At 56.5% G+C, this 13,851-nt stretch carries 16 protein-coding genes and 1 tRNA gene; 5 read left to right on the forward strand and 12 right to left on the reverse strand.

What is annotated here, in order from left to right:
- Positions 1-176 precede the first annotated feature (176 nt).
- Both ACJU26_RS04785 and ACJU26_RS04790 read right to left on the reverse strand, forming a co-directional pair.
- On the reverse strand, positions 177-1,607 hold the full coding sequence (locus ACJU26_RS04785; RefSeq protein ID WP_414041389.1) for an AAA family ATPase: 1,431 nt from the start codon (positions 1,605-1,607) through the stop codon (positions 177-179).
- The gene (locus ACJU26_RS04790; protein ID WP_414041390.1) at positions 1,594-1,716 is read right to left on the reverse strand and encodes a hypothetical protein; all 123 of its coding nucleotides are present in this window, start codon (positions 1,714-1,716) and stop codon (positions 1,594-1,596) included. Before ACJU26_RS04790 ends, ACJU26_RS04785 begins: the two co-directional genes overlap by 14 nt.
- Before the next feature lie 423 nt (positions 1,717-2,139).
- Here ACJU26_RS04790 and ACJU26_RS04795 point away from each other — a divergent pair, with 423 nt between their 5' ends.
- Positions 2,140-2,457: a hypothetical protein gene (locus tag ACJU26_RS04795; protein ID WP_414041144.1), complete on the forward strand. Its 318-nt coding sequence runs from the start codon at positions 2,140-2,142 to the stop codon at positions 2,455-2,457.
- A gap of 190 nt (positions 2,458-2,647) precedes the next feature.
- Here the strand turns inward: ACJU26_RS04795 and ACJU26_RS04800 are convergent, their stop codons facing one another.
- From ACJU26_RS04800 to ACJU26_RS04830, 7 genes are all read right to left on the reverse strand, one after another.
- Entirely contained in the window at positions 2,648-3,526 is an 879-nt protein-coding gene (locus ACJU26_RS04800; protein WP_414041391.1) for a toprim domain-containing protein, read from the reverse strand.
- Entirely contained in the window at positions 3,519-3,938 is a 420-nt protein-coding gene (locus tag ACJU26_RS04805) for a hypothetical protein (RefSeq protein ID WP_414041392.1), read from the reverse strand. The genes ACJU26_RS04800 and ACJU26_RS04805 overlap by 8 nt, the downstream gene beginning before the upstream one ends.
- Complete coding sequence (locus tag ACJU26_RS04810) at positions 3,935-4,240, reverse strand: hypothetical protein (protein WP_414041393.1); 306 nt, start codon at positions 4,238-4,240, stop codon at positions 3,935-3,937. The genes ACJU26_RS04805 and ACJU26_RS04810 overlap by 4 nt, the downstream gene beginning before the upstream one ends.
- Positions 4,237-4,452 carry a hypothetical protein gene (locus tag ACJU26_RS04815; RefSeq protein WP_414041394.1) on the reverse strand — a complete coding sequence of 72 codons (216 nt, stop codon included), beginning with the start codon at positions 4,450-4,452 and terminating at the stop codon, positions 4,237-4,239. The genes ACJU26_RS04810 and ACJU26_RS04815 overlap by 4 nt, the downstream gene beginning before the upstream one ends.
- Positions 4,453-4,576: 124 nt before the next feature.
- Entirely contained in the window at positions 4,577-5,383 is an 807-nt protein-coding gene (locus ACJU26_RS04820; protein ID WP_414041395.1) for a hypothetical protein, read from the reverse strand.
- Positions 5,380-6,453, reverse strand: coding sequence for a tyrosine-type recombinase/integrase (locus tag ACJU26_RS04825; protein ID WP_414041396.1), 1,074 nt, complete (start codon positions 6,451-6,453; stop codon positions 5,380-5,382). Before ACJU26_RS04825 ends, ACJU26_RS04820 begins: the two co-directional genes overlap by 4 nt.
- Before the next feature lie 402 nt (positions 6,454-6,855).
- Positions 6,856-6,932 (reverse strand) — tRNA-Arg (locus tag ACJU26_RS04830).
- A gap of 158 nt (positions 6,933-7,090) precedes the next feature.
- On the opposite strand from ACJU26_RS04830, the gene uvrB reads away from it, so the two are divergent.
- Positions 7,091-9,118, forward strand: coding sequence for an excinuclease ABC subunit UvrB (gene uvrB / locus ACJU26_RS04835; RefSeq protein WP_414041397.1), 2,028 nt, complete (start codon positions 7,091-7,093; stop codon positions 9,116-9,118).
- 29 nt (positions 9,119-9,147) lie between these two features.
- Here the strand turns inward: uvrB and ACJU26_RS04840 are convergent, their stop codons facing one another.
- The 3 genes from ACJU26_RS04840 to ACJU26_RS04850 are packed head-to-tail and all read right to left on the reverse strand — an operon-like array spanning position 9,148 to position 10,470.
- Entirely contained in the window at positions 9,148-9,639 is a 492-nt protein-coding gene (locus tag ACJU26_RS04840; protein WP_414041398.1) for a VOC family protein, read from the reverse strand.
- Positions 9,636-10,130, reverse strand: coding sequence for an arsenate reductase ArsC (locus ACJU26_RS04845; protein WP_414041399.1), 495 nt, complete (start codon positions 10,128-10,130; stop codon positions 9,636-9,638). Before ACJU26_RS04845 ends, ACJU26_RS04840 begins: the two co-directional genes overlap by 4 nt.
- Positions 10,117-10,470 (reverse strand): ArsR/SmtB family transcription factor, encoded by a 354-nt coding sequence (locus tag ACJU26_RS04850; protein ID WP_414041400.1) that lies wholly within the window; start codon positions 10,468-10,470, stop codon positions 10,117-10,119. The genes ACJU26_RS04845 and ACJU26_RS04850 overlap by 14 nt, the downstream gene beginning before the upstream one ends.
- 94 nt (positions 10,471-10,564) lie before the next feature.
- Here ACJU26_RS04850 and ACJU26_RS04855 point away from each other — a divergent pair, with 94 nt between their 5' ends.
- From ACJU26_RS04855 to ACJU26_RS04865, 3 genes are all read left to right on the forward strand, one after another.
- Complete coding sequence (locus tag ACJU26_RS04855) at positions 10,565-11,872, forward strand: arsenic transporter (RefSeq protein WP_414041401.1); 1,308 nt, start codon at positions 10,565-10,567, stop codon at positions 11,870-11,872.
- 101 nt (positions 11,873-11,973) lie between these two features.
- Positions 11,974-12,669, forward strand: a complete 696-nt coding sequence (locus ACJU26_RS04860; protein ID WP_414041402.1) for a cupin domain-containing protein — start codon at positions 11,974-11,976, stop codon at positions 12,667-12,669.
- Positions 12,670-12,679: 10 nt separating this feature from the next.
- Complete coding sequence (locus ACJU26_RS04865) at positions 12,680-13,723, forward strand: NAD(P)-dependent alcohol dehydrogenase (RefSeq protein ID WP_414041403.1); 1,044 nt, start codon at positions 12,680-12,682, stop codon at positions 13,721-13,723.
- Positions 13,724-13,851 lie beyond the last annotated feature (128 nt).

Below are 13,851 nucleotides of genomic sequence, written 5' to 3' on the forward strand. Positions count from 1 at the left end.
CGGTTGGTACTGTGAACAGGTGCGGGGGGCATACGGAAATGCGGCCTTGTGCCCGGTTCCGCCAGAATGTGGCAGCCCTGAGACAGTGGCAGTGCATTTGCCCATGCTTTGGGTGGGGATAGGCTGGCCCGGCAGATACCGGGTGCAGTCGATACAGTGGACAGTGGGCGCGGGCGTCATGGCTGGCCCCCGTTTTGTGTTTCCGCCAAAGTAGAAACTTCCGCGTCCACATGTGCGCCTACATTGTGCGCGCTCTTTTCCCCTATATACCCCTGCCCGTATGTGGGCGCAGTGGGCGCACCCACCACGGGGCTGTCTGCGTCTAGTGCGCCTTCATGGTATGTGGGCGCAGTGGGCGCAGTGGGCGCAGTGGGCGCAGTTTCCCCTATTCCTTCCCAACCCTTGGCGGTGAGCTTCCATTCCTGATACCGCTTCCGGTGCTCGTTCGTATACTCGGCGCGCTCTATCATTCCTTGGCGTTCCAGCCCCCGCATCGCTGCAAAGAGCGGCCCGGCGGCGCGGTAGGTACGTCTCGGAAAGCCCGGCTCGGGGTGCAGCATTTTCCATGCGTTGTTTCTGGCCTTAAGTTCGGGGCTGATATGCTCCCCGCGTCGGTTGAAGTCGGCCAGCAGTGTCAATACCGCCTTGGCGGGTTCCTCGTCCTGCCCCTGCTCGGCGTCCGGTGCGCTCTCATCCAGCACCAGCACCCCGCCATGTGAGCGCAGAAGGCGCAACGGTTGCGCTGTCATGGGTGCAAGGTTCAATTTATCCAGTGACAGGGTAACGGCCCCCGGCTCGTCCTTGACGGGCGTCATGCTCAGTCTGGCGCGTGCGCTGTTATGCCATGCCGTGCTGCCTGAATAGCTCTCACCACGGCCCCCTACGCTGGCCTTCGGCGTATGGGTCAGCAGCACTATGGCGGGGTGGCTGGCGGTTTCCCTTGCCAGCTTCGTCAAGGCCCGGACAAAGCCCCGGACCTGGGCGCGGTCATTTTCTGAACCCTCAAACGTATCGCTGGCGTTGTCGATAACCAGTAACGCGGGCTGGTGTTCATTCACCAGTTCCGCCAAACGGTGGAAAACAGGCGTTGCTTCCAGTGTGCGAACCCCGAAGGCGGAAAGCTCCCGGTGTAGAACCGGCTCGCTGCTTCCGTCCAGTAGCGTCAGGGACTCGGCCAGCACGGGCGGCGCTATGTCCATGCTCTTGCATATCGAAGCCAGTCTCAGGCGCAGCAGTGGCGCGGCGTCTTCTCCACTGAAAAACAGCACCCGGCCTTTGGTGGTATCCTGTCTCAGAAGCGGGCTTCCGGTGGCTACGGCTGCCGCCAGTTGCAAGGCAAGGGTGCTCTTGCCGCTGCCCCCATGCCCTGACAGCAGGGTGACGTGCCCGGCAGGAACCCTACCAGTCCATATGAAGGCGGGCGGCGGGCTAGGGTTGGTGAGCACCCCGGCCACGTCCACGGTGGGGATATCAACGGCAGGCTCCGGCTCCGGCAGTTCACCAGCACCAGCGGTGGGCGCGGTATCAGCAGAAACCACGGATAAACGCGGCGCGGGTTGCTCGTCGGCGTAGGCATCCAGTGGTGGGATATCGTCAGCCCATGACATGCCGCACCCCCTGGGCATTCCGCCAGTCGTTCCAGTCCGTTGCGCCTTCCGGGATACGGGCAGGCGGCGGCAAGATATGGGCATGAGCGGCTTCGGTGAGTATGGCCAAAGATATTGATGGTTTTGGATGCCCTGACGGTCAAGTAGCGTGAGGGGCGGTAGTCATGGCCCATAGCTGATGGTGATCATTGTAACTGTTACGTATCAATTCTCTTGAAAAGAAGATTGGAAGAAAGTTATGGTCTGTCTTCGGCTCAGAAAGAAGGGGTGCATAAAGGTGTTACATTTGGCACAGAGCGCAAAATGGCAGGCCACAGTGACCGCTATGGATCTGCAACTGGCGGAAGAAAGAAAGTCGAAAGGATGTCCTTATTGTGGCGGCAAGCTCCATAGTGCCCGCTTTCCTCGGCTGCTCCGTGGTGAATCCGGGAAAGCACCCGTCTTGGTACATCGGCACAGCTTCTGTTGCGAAACCTGCCGTAAGCGCGTAACGCCGCCTTCGGTGCGGTTCTTTGGCAGAAGGCGATACGCAATGACCAGTATGCTGCTGATCTCCGTCCTGCAGCCTGGAAAGGCCAAGAAAGCCCAGCATGACAAGTTGCGGTCCCTGTTGGGCATTTCCAAACGTACCCTGGCCCGATGGCGGCTATGGTGGCGTGAGGCGTTTGTTCGCACCCCTCTTTGGCGGGCCGAGGGGGCCATCATCCTTCCACCGATTCCTCGGCAAGATCTGCCTGGCGGGCTGATAGAGCGATTTGTCGGGAACAGCATGCAGCAATTGCTCTACGCGCTGGTGTTCCTGTCACCTCTATCTGCACCTCTATTTTTCCCTGAAAAAAGAGGGCCGTAAATTTCCCGCAGAGAATGTCACCGTTTTTGCAGAATGTTGAGGAGGTCAAAAATTAGCCAGCAATCGTAAGTATCAAGCGCTATTCAAACTAGCCGGGCATGGGCGCCACCATGGTCTGGCCCGTTGAGGGGTGCGCAAGAATTAGCGCATTAGGGCGCTCAGCACACGAGGTGTGGGAAAGTAGCAAGCTTTATGAATGGTAATGAAAAAAAGTAGAACAGCACTCACCTGGCGACCCCTCAAAAAACTTGACCAGAGCACCATCAATTTGGCTGAGCACACTCACTTCGGCAGCAGCGCGGCCCTTGCTTTGGCCTACAGCGTCGAAGTCCGGGCATACCACTATCTGAAGGCGCGGCCAGCGTTCCCGTGCAGCAGTGGCTACATTGATAAGGTTTCCACAGTCCAGCCCGGCGATATGACAGGCATTCGGTTTCATGGCTGCCAGCGTCGCGGCGGTGGCATAGCCTTCCGCGATATAAAGCGGTGCCGTACCGTCCGGTATCTCACCAGTGGGGATAAAATGGCCCCGCTTGCCCATGCCACTACTGAAGCGTTTTGCCCCCCGCCCGTCGATATACTGCAAGCCGTGCAGGGTGCCGCCAAAGTCGAATATGGGCAAAATTAAAAGCCCGTCTTTCTGGCGGCCAATGCCCACAGGAACCTGTTTTTTCAGCAGGTACGGGTGCTGTGGGCTGGCAGGCTTGGCATGGTCCCAAACCCACGCGGCACGCCTTGCAGCATCAGCGTGACGGGCAGCCTGTTCCCGCTCCGCTCGTTGTTTATCAGCCTCAATGCGAAGGCGCAGGGTTTCCCTTTCTTTGGCGGTGAGAGTGCTTTGCCGTTTGCTGCACCAGCGAACAGTTGCGCCAGTTTTCCAATTTCCGGCAGCCCCAGACGCGGGCTGGTCGAGGTGCAGGTTGTACCAAATGGACCGCGCCCCGGCCTTATCATCGGAGGCGCGGGCGCGGTGCAGTTTGCCGTCTGAGGCTATGGACTGGCCTGCCGCAAGGTGGATACCAGCGGCATCCATTGCTTCCTGAAAAACTATCACAGGGTTATCATCCATGACGGCCCCCTTGCTTGGTGGCTTTCCGGCTCGCTGTACCCTGGGTGGCTGCGGGGCCACCCTTTACCGCCAAAGCGCGGGATACCTGCACCCGGTCCTTTTGTGTGAGGGCATACAACCCCCGCCAAACCCACAAACCATCACGGTCAAAAGTCCCCAGACGGTAGCAAGGCAGTTCGAGGCCCCGCTCACGAAGCCGGTTCGTTAGCTCCGGGCCGTTAGAAGCACCAGCCACGGCGTCAAGTTCTTCCCGCGTTATATGGCGGCGCAGCAGGGCTTGCAGAGCGCGACGCTCGCGCTCGTTGTGCGGCCCGTCGAATTTTCCGGGCTGGCGCTGCTTGTGGCGGGGGAATTGTGACAGCTTTGTAATGTCGGCCAGCATATCCGGCTGGTACGGCTCGCGCGACCTCAAAGGAGGGCCCTTTCGGCTTCCAGCAGCGCGGCGTCGAACTCATCGCTGCGTGCTTCGGGGTCCGGCGCGTCCAAGGCATCATGGGCCATTTGACGGCTTCCATCATCAAGGCTCAGCAGCGTCCATGGAAAGATAAAGGAGCCGTCACCTTCGGAATTGTCCGTCGTATGGAAAACGAAGCCCTGGGCAGAGAGCCCGTTCAGAATAAATTCGGTCGTGAAGTCGAAAACCCGGTTCAGGAAACGGAACCTCACGGGATGCGCCAGCAAAATGCCTAAGAGTATCCGTTCGTTGGAGCTCATGCGGCACCCCGCACTTGGCGGAGCCCGCCAGCTTTGACCAGCTCGATAAATTTCTGCTCGTCAATTAAAACGCGGCGGCCAAGGCGACAAATGGCCCCCTGCTCTTCCAGAAAGTCACCCCGCCAGAAAATAGCCGAACGGATACCGCCCTGAGAAAATGCCTTGTTATCGGCGCAGAACTGCTTGATAGTCTTTAAGTTTCCAGTTTCCATGTTTGCTTTACCTTGCTCAATTTGCCGGGATGTTCCGGCGACAAGGCAAGCGTAATAAATGGGAACCTATAAAAAGAAACGCCCCTAAAATGGGGCTAAAATATTTAGGGGCTAAAAACGGGCATTATATTTTAGGCTTGGATAGTAACCCTATTAGACTGTTATCCCGGCGCGGCTTGGGCGCTGGTGCCACTGTACGTCTGGCCTGCTCAAGTGTCGTTCGCACATAGGCGGCCGTCGCGGTATGCGCCCCGCACAATTTCGCCAGTCCAGCAATGAGCGAGTACCCGCCACCCACCCAGAACTCGGATGTATTCGGGAAGAACGGAACCAATGCCCGCACAACAGCGGCGGCTCTTGTTGCAGTGCCCCGCTTGCCCTTGAGCATGGCGGTAAGAGCGTCGAAGTTCTGGCTGGCTTGCAGATACCTTCCCGTCATTCCGACAGGGAACACGGTGCCAAATTTGCCCCGCTCTGCCCACGGCGCAAGGGCGTCAATGGTTCCCGCCAAGGGGATATTATCCGCACCCCGTAACAGCCTGGCGGCTTCTTTGAGTAATTCAGCGGCCTTATCGCAGGACTCGGCCCGGCGCTCGGCAGTTTCCAGCGCGTCGTCGCTCTCTCTCAACAGGTAGGCCATGCTATTCAAGAAAACATGCGCGGGTGTGACGATATGCGTAAGGGCTTTATCCACGGCGGGAATGCCCACGCTTTCTATTGGTGGCCTGCCTTCCGTGATATTGTCGGGCACGGGTTCCGGCCTGCCCGCCGCTTCCCATGCTTGCAGGTGCCAGCGGGCAATGGCGGCTTCAATACGGGCGCGGGCAAAAACCCTATCTGATATTCTCCCTTCGGCATGGGCTGTCTCGAAGGCTTCCACGAAGGCCCGGCGTTCATGTTCTGGGATAGGCCACCAGTCGGCGTCATTCATGACTGGCCCCCTATCATTCGGGCGGCCACGCGCTCAGCTATGGCGGCGGTATGGGCGGGCGATAAATGCGCGTATCGCTGCACCATGCTCAAGGTTTTATGACCCAGCAGGGCGGCCAATTCTGGCAATGAAGCCCCGTTCATGGCGGCCATGCTTGCGAAGGTGTGCCGCAAGTCGTGCCAGTGGAAGTCCTCGACACCTGCCGTCTTGAGTGCCTTTCCCCACGGGTCGCGCAGGTCCACAGGTTGCCTTGGGTTTACTTTGGAAGGGAACAGCAGCCCCGTATCCAGACGCCTTACCTTGGCCCGTTCCCGCAGCAGTTCCAGAACAGGCGCGGCAAGGTGCAAGGTGCGGCGGGCACCGTTCTTGGTTTCTTCAAGCTGCAAGGTGGCCCGCTTCAGGTCTATTTGCGCCCACGTCGCGCCCATAGTCTCGGCCTTCCTGCCGCCAGTGGTTAAGGCCAACAGGACGGCAACGTACAGGTCCGCATTGGTGGACTCACGGCAGGCTTGCAGCAGTCTTTCCCGCTCATCGTCTGAGAGATACCGTACCCGGCCACGCGGTAGGGTGGGCTTGGCTACCCTGTTCATGGGTGATACCTCCAACCATTCCCATGACTTCACGGCTTCGGACAGGACGGAAGCCAGGGCTTGGCGGAAGTGGGCCACGGTCTGGGGTGCCCTGGGCCTGTCCGGGTGCCGCTCGCTGGGTTCCTTGGCGAGTCCCTGCAATGCGTCGTTGATAACTGGCGCGGTGAGTTCCGCCAGCGTCAGGTGGCCTAGACGCTCACTCCACCAATGCAGCAAGGGGCGGCGGCTCTCACCTGTCCTGATACCGGGCAAACATTCCCGCTCATACCGGGCAATGGCTTCCGCCAGTGTGTGACGCTTGGCTTCTGCCGTCTGGAAATATCGGCCTTCCCGGATAGCGGCTTCCGTCTGGGTGGCCCATTGCTTGGCCTTGGTGAGGCTCTGGAAGCTGGCAGACTGGACGGGCTGGCCTTTCAAGCGAACCTTCACCCGGTAGCTGGTGCTGCCGTCCTTGCTGGTGCGCTTTTCTATGGCGGCCATGTCAGCAGTCCGCCAAAGTAGGAAGTGGTGATATAATTGCGGTATCCATTGGCGGGTTCCTCCATGCTTGCCACTGGTAGGGCTGGGCTGGTGCTGGTAACACCCCCGGCCTGTTTTTTATCTTAGCAAACGCGGCAAAAAAGCGCAACACGTGCTAGGCAAGCGCATGTCGTCACAATTCAACAGGCTGTTTTCATTACCTATCTGCAAGGGCTTTCTGGCTCATGGGGCACTTATGGGGCAGCGCCGGAAAAAATGGGGCAGTTTTCAGGTTTTCTCAGGGTGTCAGGCAAGGCTGAAAGCGGGCGGGTTTTGTTGCCCCGGTTTGCGGTTCAGTGTCCCATGAGTGTCCCATGAGCGAATTACGAAGGGCGCGGTTTTGCTGTAACCTATTGTTTTATATGGTGCGCCTGAAGGGACTCGAACCCCTGACCTACGGCTTAGAAGGCCGTTGCTCTATCCGGTTGAGCTACAGGCGCAATAATGCGCAGATGTTTGTGACATTTTTTCTATTGTAAAGTAGGCATCGTCATCAGGGAAGGGTAAGGTTCCAAATGTTGGGAACAACAGACTGTCCAATTTCCTTATGATGCTTGCGGTATCTTATGATGCAGGTGTGCTGCCTTTGGAGGGGTTAATGGATAAGCGCTTCATCCTGGAATGTGAGTTTGCGCCCCAGGGCGACCAGCCTGAGGCGATTCGCCAGTTGGTTCAAGGGCTGACAGACGGGGAATTTTTCCAGACGCTGCTTGGGGTGACGGGCTCCGGCAAAACTTTCACGGTTGCCAATGTCATTGCCGCAACTCAGCGTCCTGCCATCATCATGGCGCCCAACAAGACCCTGGCGGCACAGCTTTACGCGGAAATGCGCGCCTTTTTCCCACACAATGCCGTGGAGTATTTCGTCAGTTATTATGACTATTATCAGCCTGAAGCCTATGTGCCGTCTTCCGATACTTTTATTGAAAAAGACGCGTCCATTAACGACCACATCGAGCAGATGCGTCTTTCCGCAACAAAAGCCCTTCTGGAAAGGCCGGATGTCATTATTGTGGCGACCGTCTCTGCCATATATGGTCTGGGTGATCCCGCTTCCTACCATGGCATGATTTTGCATTTGCGTGAATCCGACGCCATGGACCAGCGCGCCATTCTCCATCGCCTCGCAGAAATGCAGTACACCCGTAACCCCCTGGAATTAAAGCGCGGTACTTTTCGGGTCAATGGTGATGTCATTGATATCTGGCCCGCCGAAAGTGAAGACGAAGCAGTGCGGGTAGAACTGTTTGGAGATGAAATCGAACGGATTTCCCTTTTTGACCCGCTGACCGGTAAAACCATTGTGCGTTTGCCGCGTTACACCATTTACCCAAAAAGCCACTATGTGACGCCCCGAGAGACGATTCTGGAAGCCCTGGAAAGTATTAAAGCGGAGCTGCGCGAGCGCCTGGAAGATTTGCGTAAGGCCGATAAGTTGGTCGAGGCTCAGCGGCTGGAGCAGCGGACCCGCTTTGACTTGGAGATGATGGCCGAGCTGGGTTATTGCTCCGGGATCGAAAATTATTCCCGCTATCTGTCGGGACGGGCACCGGGGCAGCCACCGCCGACGTTGATGGATTATCTGCCGGCCAATGCCTTGCTGTTCATTGATGAATCCCATGTGACCGTGCCCCAGTTCGGAGGTATGTACAAGGGCGACCGTTCACGCAAGGAAACCCTGGTGGAATATGGTTTTCGACTGCCTTCAGCGCTGGATAACCGACCCTTGATGTTTTCCGAGTTTGAGGCTTTGATGCCCCAGACCGTGCTGATTTCCGCCACTCCAGGCCCCTATGAGATGGCCCATTCCGGGCAGATCGTCGAGCAGGTGGTTCGTCCTACCGGGTTGGTGGACCCGGAGGTGGAGGTGCGTCCGGCAAAAGGCCAGGTGGATGATCTGATCGATGAAATTCAGGTCGTGGTGCGCAGTGGTTGGCGGGTTCTAGTGACCACCCTGACCAAGCGCATGGCCGAAGACTTGACCGATTATTTACATGATTTGGAGATTAAGTGCCGCTACTTGCACTCGGATATTGAAACCGTTGAACGGGTGGAAATCATTCGCGATCTGCGCGCAGGCGTTTTTGATGTGCTCATCGGTATCAACCTCTTGCGGGAGGGGCTGGATATGCCGGAAGTGGCGTTGGTAGCCATTCTCGATGCCGACAAGGAAGGCTTTTTACGTTCGGAGCGTTCGCTGATCCAGACTATCGGCCGAGCCGCACGCAATTTGCATGGACGTGCCATCTTATATGCTGATCAGGTGACCAAATCCATGGCCGCCGCCATGCGGGAAACCGATCGTCGTCGCGAAAAGCAGGTGCAATTCAATCAAGCCCACCATATTACCCCCAAGGGAATTGTGAAGCCGGTCGCAGATATCATCGAGGGAGTCTATCGGCGTAACGCCCAGCCAGCCGCGAAAGTGGCAGAAAAAAACAGCAGCTATCACCTGCTCAATGATCCGAAAACTGTTGCCATAAAAATCAAGGAGCTGGAAGAAAACATGTACCGCCATGCGCGGAACCTGGAGTTTGAGCAGGCGGCTGTATTGCGGGATGAAATCAAAAAGCTGGAAAAGCGCCTGTTGGGTACCGATCTGGAAGTCTCTTTGTTAGAGGACTAATGCCAGATCGCTCGGACCAATCGTCAAAATCAGGAGCTTCCTTTCGGTTCAGTGCCTGGCACCAGGAAAAATGGCTCCTGATCAGCGGGCATTTCTGCCAATTCGGTATCGCTCAGGCGGGCGTATACTTCAATGTTGTAGCCAGTAGGATCACGTAACCAAAGTTCATGTAAAGGCATTCCCCGCCATGTGGTGCGCGGCGGTTTGACGATTTCGGCACCGGCCGCACGGGCGCGATGGTAACTTTCGATGACCGCTGCCCGGTCTTTTACACCCAGGCCTACATGATAAAGACTATAGGTATCCAGCGACTCTCCTCGGTCGTTCACCAGAATGACCAGATTCAAACACAAATGCGGCACAATGAAGGTACTGAAGCGCGCCGTACTCTGCTTGGGAGCAACGCCCAGAAGCTGCGTATAGAATCGGGTGCTGATGGCCAGGTCGGCAACCCGGAAGCTGAGATGAAACTCCTGGGCAGTCGGAATCATGGCCGGATTGTCTTCAGGCGTGGCCATCATTGGGCTTCCAGTTTCCCGATGCGGTCCAGCTCCTGCTTTAATTGCGCAGGATCTTTTTCGAGCAGTGCGGCTACGGGCAGTTTCAGCAAGGCTTCAATGCGGGTCCGGAGAATACGGTAGGCCGTTTGAAAAGCCCCATTGATTTCCGCTTCAGTGCCGGTGGCCTTGGCAGGGTCGTCCACTCCCCAATGGGCGCGCAGGGCAGGCCCCAGATAGGCAGGGCAGGCTTCCCCGGCAGCACTGGCACATACGGTGATGACTACATCCGGGGTGTTCTGGAGGTCATCCCAGGACTTGCTGCGCAGGCCTTCCGTGGCAAAACCTTCCTGCTGCAGGATTTGAATGGAGCGCGGGTGGACGTAACCGGCGGGATGACTGCCCGCACTCGTCCCATGCAGGCGTCCATCGGCCAGTCCATTGAGGATGACTTCCGCGAGAATGGATCGGCAGGAGTTTCCCGTACACAGAAACAGGATTTCAGGTGTCTTCATGAACACATTCCCCTTCAAGGGGTTGGGGTAAGGCACAATTCTGGGTACCACGACAACAATTTTCGGTCAGATAGGCGACCAGTCCCCGCACCACCGGTATGTTTGCACGGTAACGCTGATAGCGACCCTCCCGTTGTACCGTCACCAAGCCGGCATGTTGCAGGCTTTTCAGATGAAAAGAGATGCCGTTGTGGGGTAGATCGAGATGTTCGGCAATATCCCCGGAAACCAGACCTGTGGGCTCCTGCTCCACCAGAAAACGAAAAATTTCCAGGCGAATTGGAGAGGCCAGAGATTCCAGCTGATGAACGACAATTTCTGTTTCTTTTGAAACTTCCATGATCCAACCCGCGAATATTTCTTGTATTATTGACAAATATCCGTGCCTCGTCAAGACTAGCGCCAATTCCAATGCTACGGAGTATGCCACCACCATGTTGGCCGTCATCATTTTTCTCGTGACCCTGATTCTGGTCATCTGGCAACCCAAGGGGCTGAGCATTGGCTGGAGTGCCATGGGTGGGGCAGTGCTTGCTCTGGCTACAGGGGTCATCACCTGGGCAGATATTCCCATTGTCTGGCATATTGTTTGGGATGCGACGTTCACCTTTGTGGCGCTGATCATCATCTCCTTGATTCTCGATGAAGCCGGTTTTTTTCACTGGGCGGCCCTGCATGTGGCCCGCTGGGGGGGCGGACATGGGCGACTGCTGTTTGTACTGATCGTGTTGTTGGGGGCCTGCATTGCCGCGGTATTTGCCAATGACGGTGCCGCCTTGTTATTGACCCCGATTGTCATGGCTATTTTGCTGCGTCTGGATTTTTCACCGACGGCGACTTTTGCTTTTATTATTGCTACCGGATTTGTCGCGGATACCACCAGTTTACCCTTGATGATTTCCAATTTGGTGAATATTGTCAGCGCCAACTATTTCAACATCACATTTTCACGCTATGCTGCGGTCATGGTACCCGTGGATGTGGTGGCCTTGCTTGCCACTCTGGCCATTCTCTGGCTGTATTTCCGGCGTAGCGTGCCGGGCAGTTATCCTACGACGCATTTACCGGTCCCTGCCTCGGCCATTAAAGATCCTGTGGTGTTTCGTGCCAGTTTCCCGGTGCTGATTTTGTTGCTGGTGGCCTACTTTGTGACGGCACATTGGAATGTGCCCGTCTCTGTAGTCACGGGTACCGGCGCGCTGATCATGTTGGTTCTGGCGGGACGCTGGTTCCAGGGCGGACGGGGCGCGCAAATTCCGGTGCGCAAGGTTCTGCGGGAAGCACCCTGGGCGATCGTGGTTTTCAGTCTGGGGATGTATCTGGTGGTCTATGGTTTGCGGAATGCAGGCCTGACCCATTATGTGACCATGGCCCTGCATGATTTCGCGCAGCATGGTCCCGTGGTGACGGCTTTGGGTACGGGTTTCATGGCGGCACTACTGTCTTCCGTCATGAACAACATGCCGGCGGTGCTGGTAGGCGCACTGGCGATCCATCATTTGCCCGCCACGGCAGACCCTATGCTGCGGGAAATCATGATTTACGCCAATATCATCGGTTGTGATCTGGGTCCCAAATTCACCCCTATCGGGAGTCTGGCGACCTTGCTCTGGTTGCATGTGCTTGGTCGCAAAGGTGTGACCGTAGGCTGGGGGCTGTATATGAAAACCGGTTTACTCATCACTCCACCGGTATTGTTCCTGACCCTGTTGATGCTGGCTTGGTGGCTGCCGCTCATTTAGCCGTGGAGCGGAGTAAATCCCCGTGCCCACAGCTTGACGAGCGGACTGTCTCTTCCTAAAATTTATACCAACCAGACGGTATGTAATAACAGGAGAGGGTGATGCAACTCAATGTCGATTGGTCTCAGCCTGTTGTTATATATACACCGGATTTGCCCTGGCAGGGTTCACCGGCAGAGGGCATCGAGCGGCGTTTGCTGGAGCGTGATGGCGCAGAGCAGGCCCGGGCAACTTCTGTGGTGCGTTATGCTGCGGGTGCTCGTTTTCCCAGACATACCCATCCTTTGGGTGAAGAGATTTTTGTGCTGGTGGGGACATTTTCCGACGAAACCGGGAGTTATGGTCCTGGAACCTATATCCGCAATCCTCCAGGATCTGCCCACACGCCCTATTCGCAAGACGGTTGCATCATTTTTGTAAAGTTGCGTCACTTCAATCCCCGGGATTTGCAGCCGGTCTGCATCAACATGGCAGAAGCACGCTGGTCTCCCGGGCTGGTAGATGGGCTGACGGTACTGCCGCTGGCAGATTTTGAAGGCGAACATACGGCATTGGTGCGTTGGCAGCCGGAAACCTATTTCCAGGCACATCGTCATTACGGGGGCGAAGAAATCCTGGTGTTGGAGGGGACATTTGCCGATGAGCATGGGCAATATCCTGCCGGAACCTGGATACGCAATCCTCATGGGAGTGCCCATCAACCTTTCAGCAAGGAAGGTTGCCTGATACTGGTCAAAACCGGGCATCTGCCATTTCCTGCAGATCTCCCGCAAGTGGGTTCACCTACACACAACTAAAGGAGTTATTATGACTAAAGCTTATGCAGCCCTATCATCCACCAGTCCTTTGGCCCCCTATGACATTGAGAGGCGCGAACCGGGTCCTGAGGATGTCAAAATTGAGATTCTGTATTGCGGCGTTTGTCACTCCGATTTGCACACAGCCCGCAATGAATGGAAAAATACCCTCTATCCCTCCGTCCCGGGTCACGAAATTGTCGGCAAGGTGGTGGCCGTTGGCGATCAGGTCAAAAACATCAAGGTGGGGGATTTTGCCGGTGTGGGCTGTATGGTCGATAGTTGTGGCCACTGCAGTTCCTGTCATGACGGTGATGAACAATATTGCGAAAATGGTTTCACCGGCACCTATAACGGCCCCATGTTCGGGGGAGAAAACACCTATGGCGGCTATTCCCAAGGCATTGTCGTCAAGGAGTCTTTTGTGCTGAAGATTCGGCACGAAGCCAAGGATCTCGCCAGTGTGGCGCCACTGCTCTGTGCCGGCATCACCACCTACTCGCCCTTGCGCCACTGGAAAGTGGGTCCGGGCAAAAAAGTCGGTATCGTGGGTCTGGGGGGCTTGGGACACATGGGGGTCAAGCTGGCCCATGCCATGGGAGCCCATGTCGTATTGTTCACCACTTCCCCCAACAAGGTTGAAGATGGCCGACGTCTGGGTGCGGATGAGGTTTGCATATCCACGGATCCTGAGCAGATGGCAAAACATGCCAATAGCTTTGATTTTATTCTCAATACCGTCGCTGCTTCCCATGATCTCAATGCTTTTCTGAGCCTTTTGCGGCGGGATGGCACCATGACCCTGGTGGGTGTGCCTGCTGAAGCCCATCCCTCTCCGGCCGTGTTCAATTTGATTGCCAACCGTCGTCAGTTGGCGGGTTCTTTGATTGGTGGCATTCGGGAAACCCAGGAAATGCTGGATTTTTGCGCTGAACATGGCATTGTTTCGGATATCGAAGTGATCCCCATGGACTATATCAATACCGCCTATGAGCGGATGCTGAAAAGTGATGTGAAATACCGTTTTGTCATTGATATGGCGACTCTACAGTAATCGCTGGTCCCCACGGGTGACAGCAGGGGTATGGTTTGCTGCCATACCTCGGTCAACCGGCAGTCGTTTCCCTGTTTGAGCGATTCTTCGCGTTGTGCCGTAGGCCCGAATTGGCTACCATGCACTGC

The organism is Acidithiobacillus sp. M4-SHS-6 (assembly GCF_047421495.1).
Lineage (GTDB): Bacteria > Pseudomonadota > Gammaproteobacteria > Acidithiobacillales > Acidithiobacillaceae > Acidithiobacillus.